The organism is Kitasatospora purpeofusca, assembly GCF_036010405.1.
Lineage (GTDB): Bacteria > Actinomycetota > Actinomycetes > Streptomycetales > Streptomycetaceae > Kitasatospora > Kitasatospora purpeofusca.
Genome location: NZ_CP108561.1, coordinates 3,602,904 through 3,622,288, shown reverse-complemented (window position 1 = coordinate 3,622,288; position 19,385 = coordinate 3,602,904). Strand labels below are relative to the sequence as shown.

Annotated in this window: 16 protein-coding genes; 15 read left to right on the top strand and 1 reads right to left on the bottom strand. The window is 72.3% G+C overall.

Annotated elements, in window-relative coordinates:
* The first annotated feature begins 107 nt into the window (after nt 1-107).
* From folC to rodA, 8 genes are all read left to right on the top strand, one after another.
* A complete protein-coding gene (gene folC, locus OG715_RS15770) occupies nt 108-1,499 on the top strand; it encodes a bifunctional tetrahydrofolate synthase/dihydrofolate synthase (protein ID WP_266269404.1) in 1,392 nt (463 codons plus the stop codon).
* Nucleotides 1,500-1,501: 2 nt separating this feature from the next.
* The gene (locus tag OG715_RS15765) at nt 1,502-1,840 is read left to right on the top strand and encodes a DUF4233 domain-containing protein (protein ID WP_266269403.1); all 339 of its coding nucleotides are present in this window, start codon (nt 1,502-1,504) and stop codon (nt 1,838-1,840) included.
* A gap of 169 nt (nt 1,841-2,009) precedes the next feature.
* On the top strand, nt 2,010-2,423 hold the full coding sequence (gene ndk, locus OG715_RS15760) for a nucleoside-diphosphate kinase (protein WP_266269402.1): 414 nt from the start codon (nt 2,010-2,012) through the stop codon (nt 2,421-2,423).
* Between the two features lie 310 nt (nt 2,424-2,733).
* A complete protein-coding gene (locus OG715_RS15755) occupies nt 2,734-3,759 on the top strand; it encodes a rod shape-determining protein (protein WP_323182175.1) in 1,026 nt (341 codons plus the stop codon).
* Between the two features lie 93 nt (nt 3,760-3,852).
* Nucleotides 3,853-4,803 (top strand): rod shape-determining protein MreC, encoded by a 951-nt coding sequence (gene mreC, locus OG715_RS15750; protein WP_266269399.1) that lies wholly within the window; start codon nt 3,853-3,855, stop codon nt 4,801-4,803.
* Nucleotides 4,804-4,806: 3 nt separating this feature from the next.
* Entirely contained in the window at nt 4,807-5,445 is a 639-nt protein-coding gene (gene mreD / locus OG715_RS15745) for a rod shape-determining protein MreD (protein ID WP_266269397.1), read from the top strand.
* 51 nt (nt 5,446-5,496) lie between these two features.
* Nucleotides 5,497-7,785, top strand: a complete 2,289-nt coding sequence (gene mrdA / locus OG715_RS15740; protein ID WP_266269396.1) for a penicillin-binding protein 2 — start codon at nt 5,497-5,499, stop codon at nt 7,783-7,785.
* Complete coding sequence (gene rodA, locus OG715_RS15735; RefSeq protein ID WP_266269395.1) at nt 7,782-8,981, top strand: rod shape-determining protein RodA; 1,200 nt, start codon at nt 7,782-7,784, stop codon at nt 8,979-8,981. The genes mrdA and rodA overlap by 4 nt, the downstream gene beginning before the upstream one ends.
* A 70-nt stretch (nt 8,982-9,051) precedes the next feature.
* Here the strand turns inward: rodA and OG715_RS15730 are convergent, their stop codons facing one another.
* Nucleotides 9,052-10,338 carry a M14 family zinc carboxypeptidase gene (locus OG715_RS15730; RefSeq protein WP_266269394.1) on the bottom strand — a complete coding sequence of 429 codons (1,287 nt, stop codon included), beginning with the start codon at nt 10,336-10,338 and terminating at the stop codon, nt 9,052-9,054.
* Between the two features lie 408 nt (nt 10,339-10,746).
* On the opposite strand from OG715_RS15730, the gene OG715_RS15725 reads away from it, so the two are divergent.
* The 7 genes from OG715_RS15725 (at nt 10,747) to rpmA (ending at nt 19,342) form a co-directional block, all read left to right on the top strand.
* Complete coding sequence (locus OG715_RS15725) at nt 10,747-12,675, top strand: TIGR03960 family B12-binding radical SAM protein (protein ID WP_266269393.1); 1,929 nt, start codon at nt 10,747-10,749, stop codon at nt 12,673-12,675.
* A 120-nt stretch (nt 12,676-12,795) separates the two neighbouring features.
* Nucleotides 12,796-13,056, top strand: coding sequence for a type II toxin-antitoxin system VapB family antitoxin (locus OG715_RS15720; protein WP_266269392.1), 261 nt, complete (start codon nt 12,796-12,798; stop codon nt 13,054-13,056).
* Complete coding sequence (locus OG715_RS15715) at nt 13,032-13,460, top strand: PIN domain nuclease (protein WP_327064147.1); 429 nt, start codon at nt 13,032-13,034, stop codon at nt 13,458-13,460. Before OG715_RS15720 ends, OG715_RS15715 begins: the two co-directional genes overlap by 25 nt.
* Nucleotides 13,461-13,637: 177 nt before the next feature.
* Nucleotides 13,638-14,438 (top strand): TIGR03936 family radical SAM-associated protein, encoded by an 801-nt coding sequence (locus OG715_RS15710; protein ID WP_266269390.1) that lies wholly within the window; start codon nt 13,638-13,640, stop codon nt 14,436-14,438.
* Between the two features lie 396 nt (nt 14,439-14,834).
* A complete protein-coding gene (locus OG715_RS15705; protein ID WP_266269389.1) occupies nt 14,835-18,515 on the top strand; it encodes an Rne/Rng family ribonuclease in 3,681 nt (1,226 codons plus the stop codon).
* 236 nt (nt 18,516-18,751) lie between these two features.
* Complete coding sequence (gene rplU / locus OG715_RS15700) at nt 18,752-19,069, top strand: 50S ribosomal protein L21 (RefSeq protein WP_266269388.1); 318 nt, start codon at nt 18,752-18,754, stop codon at nt 19,067-19,069.
* Between the two features lie 15 nt (nt 19,070-19,084).
* Nucleotides 19,085-19,342, top strand: a complete 258-nt coding sequence (gene rpmA, locus OG715_RS15695) for a 50S ribosomal protein L27 (protein WP_030397425.1) — start codon at nt 19,085-19,087, stop codon at nt 19,340-19,342.
* Nucleotides 19,343-19,385: the final 43 nt, after the last annotated feature.

Here is a 19,385-nt window from a genome sequence, read left to right as displayed (position 1 = left end):
GTCTGATGTCGCGAAAACGATAGTAAACGCGGAAAACGCCCAACTCGGGCAAAGTGGTGGTTCTCACCCCGTCGGGAGAGCCGCCCCGCGCTCCGTAGACTGTGGACGTGAGCGACAAGGCCGACCCGAACCCGTACACCCTCCGCCCCGCCGACGGCAGCCCCGCCGACGCCCTGCGCGACGTCGAGGTGGAACTCTCCGAGCGCTGGCCGGAGAACAAGCTGGAGCCCTCGCTCGACCGGATCGAGGCCCTGATGGACATCCTGGGCCAGCCCCAGCGGTCCTTCCCCTCCATCCACATCACCGGCACCAACGGCAAGACCTCCACCGCCCGGATGATCGAGCAGCTGTTCGCCGTCTTCGAGCTGCGCACCGGCCGCTACACCAGCCCGCACGTGGAGAGCGTCACCGAGCGGATCAGCCTGGACGGCGCCCCGATCACCCCCGAGCGGTTCGTCGAGGTCTACCGCGACATCGAGCCCTACGTGCGGATGGTCGACGAGCGCGAGCCGGTCGCGATGTCCTTCTTCGAGGTGCTCACCGGCATGGCCTACGCGGCCTTCGCCGACGCGCCGGTGGACGTCGCCGTGGTCGAGGTCGGCATGGGCGGCTCCTGGGACGCCACCAACGTCATCGACGCCGGGGTCGCCGTGATCACCCCGATCGGCCTCGACCACACCGACAAGCTGGGGGAGACCACCGGCGAGATCGCCGTCGAGAAGTCAGGGATCATCAAGTCCGACGCCGTCGCGGTCGTCGCCCAGCAGCAGCTCGACGCCGCCCAGACCATCCTGCGGCGCGCGGTCGAGGTGGACGCCACGGTCGCCCGCGAGGGCATGGAGTTCGGCGTCGTCCGCCGCGAACTCGCGATCGGCGGCCAGCTGGTGACGCTGCGCGGGATCGGCGGCGAGGAGTACGAGGACATCTTCCTGCCGCTGCACGGCGAGCACCAGGCCCAGAACGCGGCCCTCGCGCTGGCCGCCGTCGAGGCGTTCTTCGGCGTCGGCGGCGCCCGCGGCGGGAAGCTCGACCCCGACAAGGTCCGCCAGGGCTTCTCCGGCGTCAGCTCCCCGGGCCGGCTGGAGGTCGTCCGGCGCAGCCCCACCATCCTGCTGGACGCCGCCCACAACCCGCACGGCGCCCGCGCGGCCGCCGCCGCCATCGGCGAGTCCTTCGGCTTCACCCGGCTGGTCGGCGTGATCGGCACCAGCGGCGACAAGGACGTGGCCGGCCTGCTGGAGGCCTTCGAGCCGCTCCTCGCCGAGGTCGTCATCACCCAGAACTCCACCCACCGCGCGATGGACGTGGACGCCCTGGCCGCACTCGCGGTCGAGGTCTTCGGCGAGGACCGGGTCCAGGTCGAGCCCCGGCTCGACGACGCCATCGCCGCCGCCGTCACCCTGGCCGAGGAGGAGGGCGACCTCGGCGGCGCCGGGGTGCTGGTCACCGGATCGGTCATCACGGTGGGCGAGGCCCGCCTGCTGCTCGGGAGGAAGTGACGATGAGGACGCTCTGCTCCTCGACGCTGATCGGCGAGGCCCTCGTGGTGCTCTTCGCGGCCCTGGTCGCGATGCAGCTCACCGACGTCTCCCACGGCGCCCTCTGGACGGTCAGCGGCATCGCCATGGTGCTGTGCGTCCTGCTCTGCGGCATGATCACCCGCCCCGGCGCGGTGGCCGTCGGCTGGGCGCTGCAGCTCGGGCTGATCGCCAGCGGCTTCGTGGTGCCGACCATGTTCGTGCTCGGCGTGATCTTCGCCGGCCTCTGGTGGTGCTCGGTGCACTACGGCCGCAGGATCGACGAACTCAAGGCCGCCCGGACCGCCGCCGCGACCGCCTGAGACGCCTCCGGACCGCCTCCGGGCCGGGCCAGGACCGGGTCCGGGGCGTTCGCTCACGCAAGGTAACCTCTGCGGTAGTCGCACGGCGCACGCGGAATCGCGCGTGCGTGCCGATCCGCGTGCGCGCCGATCCGTGTGCGCCGCACCCGATTTCCCCAGGAGAAGCCCCGTGTCCCAGCGCACTCTCGTCCTGCTCAAGCCCGACGCCGTCAAGCGCGGCCTGGCCGGCGAGATCATCAGCCGGATCGAGCGCAAGGCCGGCTGGCGGCTCGCCGCCGCCGAGCTGCGCACCTTCGAGCGGGCGACGCTGGAGCAGCACTACGCGGAGCACGTCGGCCGCCCGTTCTACGAGCCGCTGCTGGAGTTCATGACCTCCGGCCCGTCGATCGCCCTGATCGTCGAGGGCGAGGAGGTCGTCGCCGGCATCCGCATGCTGGCAGGCGCCACCAACCCGCTGGAGGCCGGGGCCGGCACCATCCGCGGCGACTTCGCGACCATCACCCGCGAGAACCTGATCCACGCCTCCGACTCGGTCGAGTCCGCCGAGCGCGAGATCAAGATCTTCTTCCCCGCCCACGCCTGACCGAGCGGGCACCGGGACCTTCGGGACGCCCCGGCCGGGACCATTGGCCCGGCCGGGGCATTCTTATCGGGAAATAGGGAACCAGGCCCTCCGACACGGCGTCCCAATGCCCTGAGAAGCGATCACGCCCCGGACAATGGACGGCGTGCCCCAGGTCGACGTCCGTGCCGAACGGCGTGACTACGATGGACGCGACTCAAGGGCCCGGTAAGGCAGCTCAGCTGGTCGTCGCCCGCCCGCGGGCGCCCACACCCTCCACCCCCACATGACTCCGAGCCCGGGAAGGCACCCACACCCCATGGCGAGCAACCTGTCGTTCATCGGCCGCGACCTGGCGATCGACCTCGGAACTGCCAACACGCTGGTGTACGTCAGGGGCAAGGGGATCGTTCTCAACGAGCCGTCCGTCGTCGCGGTCAACACCAACACCGGGGGCATCCTCGCCGTCGGCACCGAGGCCAAGAAGATGATCGGGCGCACGCCCGGCAACATCGTGGCCATCCGCCCCCTCAAGGACGGCGTGATCGCCGACTTCGAGATCACCGAGCGGATGCTGCGCTACTTCATCCTCAAGGTGCACCGCCGCCGCTTCCTCGCCCGCCCCCGGGTCGTCGTCTGCGTCCCCTCCGGCATCACCGGCGTCGAGCGCCGCGCGGTCATCGAAGCCTCCCTCCAGGCCGGCTGCCGCCAGGTGCACATCATCGAGGAACCGATGGCCGCCGCGATCGGCGCCGGACTCCCCGTCCACGAGCCCACCGGCAACATGGTCGTCGACATCGGCGGCGGCACCACCGAGGTCGCCGTCATCTCCCTCGGCGGCATCGTCACCGCGCAGTCCATCCGGGTCGCCGGCGACGAACTGGACAACGCCATCGTCCAGCACATCAAGAAGGAGTACTCGCTGCTCCTCGGCGAGCGCAGCGCCGAACAGATCAAGATGAGCATCGGCTCCGCCTTCGGCCTGGAGGGCGAGAAGGACGAGCACGCCGAGATCCGCGGCCGCGACCTCGTCAGCGGCCTGCCCAAGACCGTCGTCATCTCCGCCGCCGAGGTCCGCGAGGCCATCGACGAGCCGGTCAACTCGATCATCGACGCGGTCAAGACCACCCTCGACCAGTGCCCGCCCGAGCTGGCCGGCGACGTCATGGACCGGGGCATCGTGCTCACCGGCGGCGGCGCCCTGCTCCGCGGCCTGGACGAGCGGCTGCGCCGGGAGACCGGCATGCCGATCCACATCGCCGAGAACCCGCTGGACTCCGTCGCGCTCGGCTCCGGCAAGTGCGTCGAGGAGTTCGAGGCACTCCAGCAGGTACTCGACGCCGCACCGCGCCGTTAGCAGAACCGGAACACCAGCCGAACCGACAGGTCCCCGCCCGGGTCCACAGCCCGGGCCGGCGGACCAGGGGCACGAAGGGGCAGTACCAGCACCGTGAGGGACACACGAGAGAGCCGGCTGCTGCTCATCCTGCTGGTGGCCGTCGCGTTCGCACTGATCACCGTCGACATCAAGGGCGGCGAGAGCTCCCCGCTCGGCGGCGCCCGGCGCGCCGCCGCCACCGTCCTCGGCCCGGTCGAACGCGGTGCCGCCAGCGCCGTCGACCCGGTCGCCGACACCGTCCGCGCCTTCCGCGACGCCGCCTCCAACAGCGGCCGCACCGACCAGCTCGCCCGCGAGAACACCGAACTGCGGCAGAAACTGGCCTCCTCCGACATGGCGGGCGGGCGCACCAAACAGCTCGACGACCTGCTGCGCACCGCCGGCGCCGGCGGCTACACCGTCAAGGCCGCCCAGACCATCGCGATCGGCCCGGCCCAGGGCTTCTCCTGGACCATCACCATCGACGCCGGCAGCGACGACGGCCTCACCCGCGACATGACCGTCGTCAACGGCCAGGGCCTGGTCGGCCGGATCACCACCGTCGCCCCCACCACCTCCACCGTGCTGCTCGCCTCCGACCCCGGCTTCACCGCCGGCACCCGGCTGGAGGGCACCGGCGAGATCGGCTTCGCCGCCGGCGGCGGCACCAGCGCCATGAAGGTCTCCCTCCTCAACGGCAAGGCCCAGGTCAAGGAGGGCGACCGGCTGGTCACCTTCGGCTCGCAGAGCGGCCGCCCGTTCGTCCCCGGCGTCCCGGTCGGCCGGGTCGTCCAGGTCGAGGCCACCCCGGGACAGCTCACCAAGACCGTCCTGGTCGAACCCTTCGTCCAGTTCACCCGGCTGGACCTGGTCGGCGTCGTCGTCGTCCCGCCCCGCACCGACCCGCGCGACGCCGTCCTGCCGCCCGCCCCCGCGCCGGGCGCCCAGGGCCAGGCCGCCCCCGCGGCCCCCGCCGCGCCGGCCGCGGCCGTCCCGCCCGCCAAGCCCACTGGGGGGAACTGAGCCATGCGCCTCGCCCGCATCCCCGTCTCCGCGATCCTGATCCTGCTCGGACTTCTGCTCCAGGTCAGCGTCTTCGGCCGACTGCAACTGCCCGGCGCCACCCCGGACATACTGCTGCTCGTGGTCGTCGGCCTCGCCCTCGTCTACGGACCCACCGGCGGCTGCCTGGTCGGCTTCGCGGCCGGCCTGCTCGCCGACGTCGCCCCGCCCTCGGACCACGCCATCGGCCGCTACGCGCTGGTGCTCTGCCTGATGGGCTACGCCGCCGGACTGCTGCGCCCCGAGCACGGCCGCCAGCGCTCGGTCTCCAGCGCGCTGCTCGTGGTCGCCGGCGCCGCGATCGCCTCCACCCTGCTGTACGCGATGGTCGGCGCCCTCGTCGGCGACACCGCCGCCCGGCACGTCGGACTCGGCCAGCTCGTCGTCACCGCCCTGCTCTACGACCTGCTGCTGGCGCCCTTCGTGGTGCCCGCCGTGATGCTGGTCGCCCGCCGCTTCGGCAAGGACCCGCTGTCGGTCGCCGAGGACGACGAGGGCGGACCCGGCCTCGGCAGCCTGACCCGCTACCGCACCACCCGCGAGCCCACCGCCGGCCCGGCCTACCGCAAGAAGCGCCTGCTCGGCGCGGGAAAACGCCCGTAGCCCGGCCCCGACCAGCCTGCCCGCCCTGTTCAGTTTTGGAGCGCACGAGACGTGAGCAACATCCCCGAGACCGGCCGAACCCGGCGGGTGACGATCCGTCTGGTGGTGCTGCAGATCCTGGTGCTCTCGCTGCTCGCCACCCTCGGCGGACGGCTCTGGTACCTGCAGATCCGCAACGCCAGCGTCTACACCGCCAAGGCGACCGGGAACCACATCCGCGAGGTCGTCGAACCGGCCGTCCGCGGCGAGATCCTGGACGCCTCCGGCCGCATCCTCGCCGGGAACGAGACCAAGCTGGTCGTCTCGGTCAGCCGCACCTCGCTGCTCCAGCAGAAGGACGCCGGCAAGGCGGTGCTGACCCGGCTCGCCGAGGTGCTCGGGATGCCCGCCAAGGACGTCCAGGAGAAGGTCCGGCTCTGCGACGCCAAGACGCAGCAGCCCTGCTGGAACGGTTCTCCTTACCAGCCGATCCCGGTCACCAAGGAGGCGACCACCCAGCAGGCGATGCAGATAATGGAACGCCGCGAGGACTTCCCCGGGATCACCGCCCAGCCGACCGCCGTGCGCCACTACACCGGCGCCGAGGGCGCCAACCTCGCCCAGGTGCTCGGCTACCTCTCGCCGGTCACCGACGAGGAGGTCTCCAAGACCGCCGAGCAGGTCGGCCTCGACCGCTACCTGCCGGCCGACCAGATCGGCCGGGCCGGACTGGAGTCCGTCTACGACCGCGACCTGCGCGGCACCGCCGGCATCACCAAGCTGGAGGTGGACAACCTCGGCCGGGTCATCGGCACCGCCGACCAGGCCGCCCCGCAGACCGGCAACAACCTGGTGACCAGCATCGACGCCAAGGTGCAGAAGGTCGTCGAGGACAACCTGGCGCAGGCGATGAGCGACGCCCGCAAGACCTTCGACAAGGTCACCAACCGCAACTACGAGGCCGACTCCGGCGCCGCCGTCGTGATGGACGTGCACACCGGGCGGATCGTCGCGATGGCCAGCGCGCCCACCTACGACCCCAACCTGTGGCAGGGCGGCATCAGCGGCAAGGACTACCAGGCGCTGACCAGCAAGGACTCCAACTTCCCGCTGCTCAACCGCGCCATACAGGGTCAGTCCGCCCCCGGCTCGACCTTCAAGGTCATCTCCACCACCGCCGCCGTCCAGGCCGGCTACTCGCTCGACGGCCGCTACGACTGCCCGAAGAGCATGACCATCGGCGGCCGCGAGTTCAAGAACTTCGAGAGCGAGAGCTTCGGGGCGATCTCCCTGGAGCGCGCCCTGGAGGTCTCCTGCGACACCGTCTTCTACGGCCTGGCGTACGACCAGTGGATGAAGGACGGCGGCATCAAGCCGAAGAAGGACCCGGGCGACTGGTTCTTCAAGACCGCCCACCAGTTCGGCCTCGGCGCCAAGACCGGCATCGACCTCCCCAGCGAGGTCACCGGCCGGGTCCCCGACCGGCAGTGGAAGCAGTCCTTCTACGACAACAACAAGGACGCCTGGTGCAAGCAGGCGGAGAAGGGCGGCAACACCTTCTCCGACCAGATCGCCCGGGAGAACTGCGTCGACGGCTACCAGATGCGCGCCGGTGACGCCGTCAACTTCGCGATCGGCCAGGGCGACACCCTGGTCACCCCGGTCCAGATGGCCCGGATCTACTCGGCGCTCGCCAACGGCGGCACCTTCTACCGGCCCACCGTCGCCAAGGCCGTGATAAGCCCGGGCGGGGATCTCGTCCGCGAGATCGCCCCGCACGAGGACGGCCGGCTGCCCGGCGACCAGAAGCTGCTCGGCTACATCGACCAGGCCACCGCGGGCGTCGTCACCAGCGGCACCGCAGCCTGGAAGTTCACCGGCGCGGGCTGGCCCCAGGGCAAGATCGAACTGCACGCCAAGACCGGCACCGCCGAGGTCGAGGGCAAGCAGACCACCTCGTGGCTGACCACCTACAGCCGCGACTACGCGGTCGTGATGACGATAAGCCAGGGCGGCACCGGCTCCGGCGGCTCCGGCGACGCGATCCGGCGGATCTACCAGTCCCTGTACGGCGTCGACGACAAGGGCAACATCGACCAGGGCAAGGCGCTGCTGCCGAAGCCGCAGGCCGAACTGCCGAAGTTCAACCCGGACGGCACCGCGATCATCAAGCCGGTGTCCTTCGACGCCGCGGCCGGCTCCGCCGCTCCGGCCGGCCCGGTCGCCCCGGCCGCCCTGCTCGGCGCGCCGCCGGCCTTCCTGGACCCGGACCGGTCCGGCGGCGGCATCCCGGTGCCGGGCATCGCCGCCGCGGCCGCCGTCGAACCCACCCGCTCCACCACCGGAAGGGGCCGGGCATGACCTCCTACGGTTCCTACCGCCAGCTCCGGCTCGCCCCGCAGCGCGGCGGGGTGCCCAAGGCGCTGGCCAAGGACTCCCCGCTGTGGCGGATCGACTGGATACTGCTGCTGGCCGCGGCCGTCCTGTCGCTGGGCAGCTCCCTGCTGGTCTGGTCGGCCACCCGGGGACGCGACTCCCTCACCCACGGCGACCCGCAGTACTTCCTGTTCCGGCACCTGACCAACGTCATGGTCGGGGCGGCGCTGTGCGCCGTGGTGATAGCGATAGGGAGCCGGCGGTTCCGCACCGTGGTGCCCTTCCTGTACGCCGGTGTGATCCTGCTGCTGATGGCCACCCTGAGCCCGCTCGGCTCGACCATCAACGGCCAGCACTCCTGGATCCAGCTGGGCGGCGGCTTCTCCGTGCAGCCGGCCGAGTTCGCCAAGCTGGCGATCGTGCTGTCCATGGCGCTGGTGATGTCCGACCAGGTGGACGCCGGGGAACGGGAGTTCCCGGCGAACAAGGCGGTGTTCCGGGCGCTGGTCTGGGCGACCCTGCCGATGGCGATCGTGATGCTGATGCCGGACGCCGGCTCGGTGATGGTGATGGCCGTCATCGTGCTGGGCATCCTGCTCGCCTCCGGCGCGGCCAACCGCTGGGTGTTCGGACTGATCCTGGCGGGCGTCGGCGGCTGCGTCGCGATCTGGAAGCTCGGCGTGCTGAGCAAGTACCAGATCGACCGCTTCGCGGCCTTCGCCAACCCGGCGCTCGACCCGTCCGGCGTCGGCTACAACACCGCGCAGGCCCGGATCGCGATCGGCTCCGGCGGACTGACCGGCAAGGGGCTGTTCCACGGCACCCAGACCACCGGGCAGTTCGTGCCGGAGCAGCAGACCGACTTCGTCTTCACGGTCGCCGGCGAGGAGCTCGGCTTCCTCGGGGCGATGGCGATCATCGTGCTGCTGGGCGTCGTGCTCTGGCGCGGCTGCCGGATCGCCCGCCAGGCCACCGACCTGTACGGCACGATCGTGGCGGCCGGGGTGGTCGCCTGGTTCGCCTTCCAGGGCTTCGAGAACATAGGGATGTGCCTGGGCATCATGCCGGTGGCCGGCATCCCGCTGCCGTTCGTCTCCTACGGAGGATCGTCGATGTTCTCCACCTGGGTGGCGATCGGGCTGCTCCAGGCGGTGCAGAGCCAACGGCCGATAGCGGCCTGAGCGGGCCGAGGGCGTACGGCGAGGGCCGGACCGGGAATCACCGGTCCGGCCCTCGCCGTACGCCCGGGTGCTACGGCAGCAGCAGGTCGGCGGCGGCGAGCACCGCCCTGGTCTGGTGGGCGACCTGGGTCTCGACCGGGACCCAGCGGGCGCCCAGCCGCTGCAGGCCCTCCAGGCTCGCCGCCGCCACCCCCCGGGCCCGCGCCCGGGCCGTGTCCGCCGCCGGGCCGCCGCTGTCCGCGAGCAGCCGCAGCAGCATCGCGGCGATCCGCAGCGGCAACCGCTCGGCGACGATGCGGGCCGTCGTCACCCGGGACACCGACAGCGCCGCCGCCGACCAGTTCGCCAGCCAGTCGTCCACCACCGGCGGGCAGACCGCCAGATTGAACTCGACCGAGCGCAGCAGCGGCCCGTACGCCACCCCCGCGTGCGTCGGCACCTGCGGCAGCAGGGCGGTCAGCTCCGCCACCCGGGACCGCAGCCGGTCCGCGCAGGCCGCCATGGCGGCGGCCACGTCCGGGGCCGGGCGGTGGTCGCCGACCGCGTCGACCGCCCACATCGGGACCTCCAGCACCGCCGTCGTCCCGCCGTGGCGCCCCGCGTACGCCCAGGTGGACAGCTCGGGGCGGTCCGGCAGCGGCTGCCGGCTCCGGCCCGGCAGCGGCATCAGATAGGTGCCGGGCGCCGGGCTGGCCCAGCCGAGCGCGTCGTAGGAGTCGACGTCCAGCGGGATGCCGCCGCGGGCCGCCGAACGGGCGAAGCGCCCGGCGAGGGCCGGCAGCGGCCGGGTGAGCTGGACGAAGGCGCCGCCGAAGTCCACGCCGTGCAGCGAGCACTGGAGCACCGGGCGCAGCTCGTCGATCAGCCCGGTCAGCACCCGGCTCTCCGGCATCGGGGTGAGCGGCCCGTCCGGGTGCGGCAGCAGCTCGGGCTGCTCGTGGAAGGCGGGCCGGAAGAAGTGCTCGTAGTGCCGGGCCGCGGTGAGCGGCCCGTTCAGCCAGCCCTCGTTCAGCGCGGCGCCGTCCGGGTCCAGGCAGAGCAGGACGTGCCAGCCGACCCCGGGGCGGGGCGGCTGCGCCAGCGCCTGCTCGGCGAGCCGGACGGCGGAGGCGAGGCCGACCGGCTCGTTCGGGTGCGGGCCGCCGACCACGAGGACGGTGTGCTCGCCGTCGTCCACCGAGAGCAGTACCAGCGGGCGTCCGGCGCGGGAACGGCCCACCTCGCGCACCCGGCAGCGGCCGGGGTGGCGGCGGGCCAGCCCGCGGGCTGCGGCGATCGCCCGGGCCACGGTCGGGTAGCTCTCGGTGTCGTTGCACGGGCTGTCGATCCGGCGCGTCCGCCGGCCCGTGTCGGTCATGACTCTCCAGTCCTCGGGGGCGGGCGGGCGGGTCGGCGCGGGCGGGGCCTGGGCCGGGAGTCCGGCGCGGGGTCGTGCCGGGCCGCCCGGCACGGCCGGTTCGCGCGCGGCCGACTCCCTTGTCCCGGGGACGCACAGGACCTTCCGGTGGAGCCTTGCCAGTACCGCACGCGGCCTCGGAGCGTGTCAACAGTCGCCGGGGTCCCGCGGTGGGGCCGCGTTCACGTGCCGGGACCTGTCCGTACACCCCCCGGCACGGGCGGTCGCGCGGCCCGCGGCGGGTCCCGGGGGCGAAGGCACCCGGGCCGGGGAACACGGCGGTTCGGCTACTCTTGAGGGTCACCCCACCCAGCCGTCGCCGTGCTGAGCGCGCGGCGGTTCCGAACGTCGTAAGGGTTCCTGGTACTCATGACTGTCGAATCGGTCTTCCCACGCCTGGAGGCTCTCCTCCCGCACGTCCAGAAGCCGATCCAGTACGTCGGCGGCGAGCTCAACTCGACCGTCAAGGACTGGGACGCCTGCGACGTCCGCTGGGCGCTCATGTACCCCGACGCCTACGAGGTGGGGCTGCCCAACCAGGGCGTCATGATCCTCTACGAGGTGCTCAACGAGCAGGAGGGCGTCCTCGCCGAGCGCACCTACAGCGTGTGGCCGGACCTGGAGGCGCTGATGCGCGAGCACGGCGTGCCCCAGTTCACGGTGGACGCCCACCGGCCGGTGAAGGCGTTCGACGTGTTCGGGCTCTCCTTCTCCACCGAGCTCGGCTACACCAACATGCTGACGGCGCTCGAACTGGCCGGCATCCCGCTGGAGTCCCGCGACCGCACCGAGGACCACCCGGTCGTGCTGGCCGGCGGCCATGCCGCGTTCAACCCCGAGCCGATCGCGGACTTCATCGACTGCGCGGTGATCGGTGACGGCGAGCAGGCTGTGCTCGACATCACCAGGATCGTCCGGGAGTGGAAGGCCGAGGGCCGCCCGGGCGGCCGCGACGAGCTGCTGCTGCGGCTGGCCCGCACCGGCGGCGTGTACGTGCCGAGGTTCTACGACGTCGAGTACCTGCCGGACGGCCGGATCGCCCGGGTCGTGCCGAACGCCCCCGGCGTGCCGTGGCGGGTCTCCAAGCACACCGTGATGGACCTCGACGAGTGGCCCTACCCCAAGCAGCCGCTCGTCCCGCTCGCGGAGACCGTGCACGAGCGGATGTCCGTGGAGATCTTCCGCGGCTGCACCCGCGGCTGCCGCTTCTGCCAGGCCGGCATGATCACGCGCCCCGTGCGGGAGCGAAGCATCACCGGCATCGGCGAGATGGTCGACCGCGGACTCAAGGCCACCGGCTTCGAGGAGGTCGGCCTGCTGTCGCTGTCCTCCGCCGACCACACCGAGATCGGTGAGATCGCCAAGGGCCTGGCCGACCGCTACACGGAGGACAAGGTCGGCCTCTCGCTGCCGTCCACCCGCGTCGACGCCTTCAACATCGACCTCGCCAACGAGCTCAGCCGCAACGGCCGCCGCTCCGGCCTCACCTTCGCCCCCGAGGGCGGCAGTGAGCGCATGCGCAAGGTGATCAACAAGATGGTGTCGGAGGAGGACCTCATCCGCACCGTCTCCACCGCGTACGGCAACGGCTGGCGCCAGGTGAAGCTGTACTTCATGTGCGGCCTGCCCACCGAGACCGACGAGGACGTGCTCCAGATCGGCGAGATGGCGAAGAACGTCATCCAGAAGGGCCGCGAGGTCACCGGCCAGAACGACATCCGCTGCACCGTCTCCATCGGCGGGTTCGTGCCCAAGCCGCACACCCCGTTCCAGTGGGCCCCGCAGCTGTCCGCCGAGGCCACCGACGCCCGCCTGGCCAAGCTGCGCGACTCGATCCGCGGCGACCGCAAGTACGGCAAGAACATCGGCTACCGCTACCACGACGGCAAGCCCGGCATCGTCGAGGGCCTGCTCTCCCGCGGCGACCGCCGGGTCGGCGCGATCATCCGCGCGGTCTACGAGGACGGCGGCCGCTTCGACGGCTGGCGCGAGCACTTCTCCTACGACCGCTGGATGGCCTCCGCCGAGAAGGGCCTGGCCGGCACCGGCGTCGACGTCGACTGGTACACCACCCGCGAGCGCGGCTACGAGGAGGTCCTGCCCTGGGACCACCTGGACAGCGGCCTCGACAAGGACTGGCTGTGGGAGGACTGGCAGGACTCCCTGGAGGAGGTCGAGGTCGACGACTGCCGCTGGACGCCGTGCTTCGACTGCGGCGTGTGCCCCCAGATGGACACGGCCATCCAAATCGGTCCGACCGGGAAGACGATGCTCCCGCTCACCGTGGTGAACAAGTAGTTCTTTGATGTCGAAGCCCCCTCGGATATATCCGAGGGGGCTTCGACTTGTCCGAATGGACTTGCGGCCCAGGTGGTGCCTATGGGAGTGTGTGTATATACATAGAGGGTGGTGTAGCATATGTCGAAGACGGTCATCGATATCGATGATGAGGCTCTGGCTCTGGCTGCCGAGGTGCTCGGAACGACCACCAAGAAGGACACGGTCAACGCGGCCCTGATCGAGATAGGGGCGCGGCGTCGCAGGGAGCTCGCACTGAAGGAACTCGTGCGGCTGGCTGAGGACGGCGCGTTCGACCGGACGCTGGAGCCGGACTTCAAGGATGAGGCCTGGCGGGGAAAGCAGGGTGGGGCCGAATGGGAGACCGGGAAGATTTCCTGATCGATTCGTCTGCTGCGGCGCGGTTGGTGACGCGGCCTGCGGCGTTGGCCCTGTGGAGCGAGGCGCTGACCGGCGGGCGGGTCGGCATGTGCTCGGCGGTTGAGGCGGAGCTGCTCTACTCCGCCCGTTCGGCTGCCGAGATGCGGGCGATGTCGGTACAGCTCGACCGCCTGTACACCTGGTGGGTCACGCCGGACGATGTATGGCGCCGGGTCAGGGAGCTCCGGTTCGCACTGGCCGAATCGGGGGCCCATCGCTCTGCAGGAGTGGTGGATCTGCTCCTGGCTGCGACCGCGTTGCACCACGGGCTGACCGTGCTGCACTACGACCGGGACTTCGAGACCGTCGCCAAGTACTCCGAGCTGAAGACCCGGTGGCTCGCGGAGCCCGGATCGCTCGACTGAGGACGGGGCCCTGGCGGGCGGGGGCGGAGCGAGGGGTGGGTGGGGGCGCGTACCCTTTGAGGTGTAAGAGTCCGGACAGTGGCGGGAAATCGCCGCCGCCGCGGACGGGGACCACTGACGAAGGACTGAGCGACCCTGGCACGCCGTACGCCCGACGGTCCGCCGCCCGCGCCGACGGTGCAGCGGATTCGTCTCCGCTACACCAAGCGCGGCCGGCTCCGCTTCACCAGCCACCGCGACTTCCAACGCGCCTTCGAGCGCGCCCTGCGCCGGTCGGTGGTGCCGATGGCCTACTCGGCCGGCTTCACCCCGCACCCCAAGGTGTCCTACGCCAATGCCGCGCCGACCGGTGTGGCCAGTGAGGCGGAGTACCTGGAGATCGGCCTCGCGGCCCACCGGGACCCGGAGGAGCTGCGCGTCCAACTGGACGAGTCGCTGCCCGAGGGACTGGACGTGATCGACGCGGTCGAGGTGCGGACGCCCAACTTCGTGGAGCGCCTGGAGGCCTCCGAGTGGCGGGTGCGGCTCGACGGCGTCGAGCCGCAGGAGGCGGCCCGCGCGGCCGCCCTGTTCCTCGCCGAGGAGCGGGTCGAGGTCGAACGCCTCACCAAGAACGGTCTGCGGGTCTTCGACGCGCGCGGGGCGGTGGCGGCTCTTGAGCTCCTCCCGTCGCAGGTCGACGGCGGTGCGGACACGGAGGGCGAAGAGACCCTCGATGTTCGGACCGGGCGTCCCTGTGCGATACTGCGCCTGGTAGTACGACACGCCACACCCGCCGTACGACCCGACGACGTGTTGTCCGGTCTCCGTGCGACGGCCGACCTGGCGCCGCCGGTCCCCGCAGAGGTGACCAGGCTGGCGCAGGGGCCGCTCGACGAGGGGACCGGCACGGTGACCGACCCGTTGGCGCTCGACCGCGCCGCGGCCCAGGCCGACCCTCTGGCGGTCGGCGAGCCGCGCGCAACCGCGTCCGCCTAGCGGGCGGAGGCCGGGTCCAGTTCCCCACTGGGCCCGCTGGTTCTCCAGGCCCCCGCTGCTCCCCAGGGGAGCGAGCGTCGTCGAAGCACAGGCCGGCCTCTTGCGGCCCGCCGACCCCGATGGTCGGTGGGCCCGAGGACCCCGTCCGGGAGCCACCCGGGGTTGGGGGACGGCGCAGCTTGGGAAAACCTCAGAAGACTGGTCAGACCAGAAGACTTTCGACACCCCGCCGAGGGCGGGGCGCCGAGCGAGACTACGAGCCCCTGTGCGGCCTCGCGTCCGCGCGGCGGCACCGTGAGAGGGTCCGGGCCGAGCATCGTCGTGATGCCGGCCGGCCACCGGTGCCGTGCCGTGCCCGGATGCGGAGCCCGGGGGCCTGACGGGAGATCCACCCGCATGCTCGATAACACCGATCCGCAGCAGCCTGCGGCCACGGAACCGAACGACACCGCCGGGACCGGCGGCGACAGCGCGTCCGCCGCGCCGCCGCGCCGGCGTCGCCGCGCCGTGTCCCGCCCGGCCGGAGCGCCTCAGGGCGCTGCCGCCGAGGCCGCCGAGACGGTCGTCCAGGCCGAGGCCGAGGCCACCCGTCCGGCAGAAGCGCCGGTCGCCGAGGCCGCCGCCGAGCCGGCGGCGGAGAAGCCGGTCCGGGCCCGCCGCACCCGTAAGCGGGCCGAGGCGCCCGCCGGAGCGCCCGAGGACTCCTCGATCGTGGTCACCGCGCCGGAGGCCGAGCCGGCCCCGGTCGCCGCCGCGAAGGCGGAGAAGGCCCCCAGGGCGGAGAAGGCCGCGAAGGCCGACAAGACGGAGACGGAGCCGGCGGAGAAGCCCGTGCGGGCCCGTCGGACCCGCAAGAAGGCCGAGCCCGAGGCCGCTCCCGCGGTCGAGGCGCCCGCCGCCGCGGCGGAGCCGGTGGTCGTCGAGGCCCCCGCCGCCGTGGAGGAGCCGGCCGCCCCGGCGCGCCGTCCCCGCCGCCGCCGGGTGGTCGAGGCCGCCCCCGTGGTGGTCGAGGAGCCGGTGGCCGATGAGGCCGAGGTCGAGGAGCCCGTGGCCGAGGAGGTCCCGGTCGAGGAGCCGGTCGCCCCGGCGCCGGTCGTCGAGTCGGCCGAGCCGCCGCAGCGGGTGCGCCGCCGCGCGGTCCGCCCGTCCACCGCGATCTTCCAGGCCCCGGTCTTCCAGGAGCCCGCCCCCTTCGTCGCCCCGACCGCTCCGGCGGCCCAGGCGGCCCCGGTCGCCCAGCCCGCCCCCGCCCCCGCCGCGCAGCCGGCCGCCGTCGAGGCGAAGTCCGCCCCGGCCGCGCCGCAGCGCGAGGAGGAGGAGTTCGAGTACAGCGGTGTCGGCCGCCGTCGCCGCACCTCGGTGCGGGTGCAGACCCCCGCCCGGGGCAGGCGCTCCGCCGCCGCCGCGGAGCGGGTCGAGGCCCCCGCCGCGAAGACCGCTGCCGCGAAGGCCCCTGCCGTCAAGGCGCCGGCCGCCGTCAAGGCCCCCGTCGTGGTCGAGGCGCCCGCCGCCGTGGAGACCCCGGCCGTCGCCGCCCCCGCCACCGGCCCCGAGGCCGAGGACGAGTGGGAGGACGGTCGCCCGTCGCGCCGTCGCCGCCGGGGCGGCCGTCGCCGCCGTCGCGGTGAGGCCGACGAGGAGGCCGAGGCCCCCGAGACCGAGCAGCCCGCCGTCGAGGAGCCGGCCGTCGCGGCCGCCGACGAGGACGACGAGGACGACGACGACCTGGCCGCCGGCCTGTCCTCCTCGCGCCGTCGCCGTCGCCGTCGCCGCCGCAGCGGTGAGGCCGGTGCCGTGGAGGTCGCCGAGACCACCGAGGACGGCGTCCGCACCGTGGTGAAGGTGCGCGAGCCGCGCCGCCGCTCCACCGAGCCGTCGTTCGACCCGGACGAGGTGCAGTCCATCAAGGGCTCCACTCGTCTGGAGGCCAAGAAGCAGCGCCGCCGCGAGGGCCGCGAGCTGGGCCGCCGCCGGGTGCCGATCATCACCGAGGCCGAGTTCCTGGCCCGCCGCGAGTCGGTCGAGCGCGTCATGGTGGTGCGCCAGAACGGCCAGCGCACCCAGATCGGCGTCCTCGAGGACGGCGTGCTCGTCGAGCACTACGTCAACAAGGAGCAGGCCACCTCGTACGTCGGCAACGTCTACCTGGGCAAGGTCCAGAACGTGCTGCCGTCGATGGAGGCCGCGTTCGTCGACATCGGCAAGGGCCGCAACGCGGTCCTGTACGCCGGTGAGGTCAACTTCGGCGCGCTGGGCGGCCACGGCGGCCCGCGTCGGATCGAGTCGGTGCTGAAGTCCGGCCAGTCCGTGCTGGTCCAGGTCTCCAAGGACCCGATCGGCCACAAGGGCGCCCGCCTGACCAGCCAGATCTCGCTGCCCGGCCGCTACCTGGTCTACGTGCCCGAGGGCTCGATGACCGGCATCTCCCGCAAGCTGCCGGAGAACGAGCGCGCCCGTCTGAAGCAGATCCTCAAGAAGATCGTCCCGGACGACGCGGGCGTCATCGTGCGCACCGCCGCCGAGGGCGCCTCCGAGGAGGAGCTGACCCGCGACGTCCAGCGCCTCCAGCAGCAGTGGGAGGACATCCGGAAGAAGGCGACCTCCGGCAACGCCCCGGCGCTGCTGTACGGGGAGCCGGACATGACCGTCCGGGTCGTCCGCGACATCTTCAACGAGGACTTCACCAAGGTCATCGTCTCCGGCACCGAGGCGTGGAGCACCATCCACGACTACGTCGCCAACGTGGCCCCGGACCTCGCCGGGCGGCTCCAGCGGTGGACCTCCGAGGTGGACGTCTTCGCCACCTACCGGATCGACGAGCAGCTGATGAAGGCGCTGGACCGCAAGGTCTGGCTGCCCAGCGGCGGCTCGCTGGTGATCGACCGCACCGAGGCGATGATCGTCGTCGACGTCAACACCGGGAAGTTCGTCGGCCAGGGCGGCAACCTGGAGGAGACGGTCACCCGGAACAACATCGAGGCGGCCGAGGAGATCGTGCGCCAGCTGCGGCTGCGCGACCTCGGCGGCATCATCGTGATCGACTTCATCGACATGGTCCTGGAGTCCAACCGCGACCTGGTGCTGCGCCGTCTGCTGGAGTGCCTGGGCCGGGACCGGACCAAGCACCAGGTGGCGGAGGTCACCTCGCTGGGCCTGGTGCAGATGACCCGCAAGCGGGTCGGCCAGGGCCTGCTGGAGTCCTTCTCCGAGCCCTGCGTGCACTGCAACGGCCGCGGCGTGATCGTCCACATGGAGCAGCCGAGCGCCCACTCCCACACCCACACTGGTGGCGGCGCGGCCGCTGTCGAGGCGGGCACGGGCAGTGGCAAGCGTCGCCGCCGGGGCAAGGGCGGCGCCGGCGAGGAGTCGCAGGCCGTCGAGGCGGCCGAGGTCGCTCCGGTCGACGAGGCCGACGAGGACTTCGAGATCGTCGAGTCCGCGCCGGTCCGCGAGGAGATCGAGGGCCAGCTGGCGATCGAGGTTCCCGGCGAGGCCGAGGCCGAGGTAGTGGCCGAGCCGGTCGCCGCCGCGCCGGTCGTGGTCGAGGCCCCGGCCGAGGAGCCGGTCGCCCCGGCTCCGGCCGCCGCCCCCGCCGGACGGCCCCGCCGTCGGGCGGTCCGCAAGGCGACGGCTCCGGCCGGTGCGCCGGGCGGGGCGGAGATCGTGGTGCTGCAGGCCAAGGCCGAGGCGGCCCTGGAGTCGGCCCTGGCGGCCTCCTCGGCAGCCCAGGCCACGGCGGCGCAGACCCCGGTCGAGGAGCCGCAGGCCGAGCCGGCCGCGGTCGAGGAGGCCCCGGCCGAGGTCGTGGCCGAGCCGGCCGCCGCCGAGGCCCCGGAGGCCGCCGAGGCCGCCGCTGCCGAGGTCGCTCCGGACGCGGTCGAGGAGCCCGCCGAGGAGGCGCCGGCCCCGAAGAAGCGGGCGGTCCGCAAGACCGCCGCCAAGAAGACCACCGCCGCCGTCGCCAAGAAGACGACGACTGCGGCGAAGAAGACCACCGCCCGCAAGACCGCCACCAAGCGGACGAGCGCGGCGGCCAAGAAGGCGGCGGCCGCCGAGGGTGATACGGCGGCCGAGTAGGGCCCGGTCCCGGGCGGACACCCCTCCGCCCGGGCCCCGTACGGGCCGGTTTGCCCCAGCGGCGACCGGCCCGTATTCTTGACCACTGGCGTGTCTACGCCTTGCTCCCGAGCACATCACCTCCCGGTCCTCGCAAGAGGACGGCCCCTCGCAAGGGGGGACGGGGGAGGCCCCTGTGTCCGTACCCAGGTGGCTGGCATCGAGAGTTCCGACCGAGTTGGGAAAGTAGGTACCGCATGTACGCGATCGTTCGCGCAGGCGGCCGCCAGCACAAGGTCGCCGTCGGCGACGTGCTGGAGATCGACCGTATTGAGGCCAAGCAGGGTGACTCGGTGGAGCTCTCCACCATCCTGGTCGTCGACGGTGACGCCGTCACCTCCGACCCGTGGGTGCTGGCCGGCGTGAAGGCTCACGCCGAGGTGGTCGACCACACCAAGGGCGACAAGATCGTCATTCTGCGCTACAAGAACAAGACGGGCTACCGTCGCCGTCAGGGTCACCGCCAGAAGCACACCGCGGTGCGCATCACCAGCATCGACTCGGTCAGCAAGTAAAGGGGATAGCGAAAAATGGCACACAAGAAGGGCGCAAGCTCTACTCGTAACGGCCGTGACTCGAACGCCCAGCGCCTCGGCGTGAAGCGCTTCGGCGGCCAGGTCGTCTCCGCCGGCGAGATCATCGTCCGCCAGCGCGGCACCCACTTCCACCCGGGTGCCGGTGTCGGCCGCGGTGGCGACGACACCCTGTTCGCGCTGACCGCCGGTGCTGTGCAGTTCGGCACCCGCCGCGGCCGCAAGGTCGTCAACATCGTGGCCGTCGAGGCCTGAGTCACACCAGACTCACAATGAAGGGTGGGCCGGAATGTTCCGG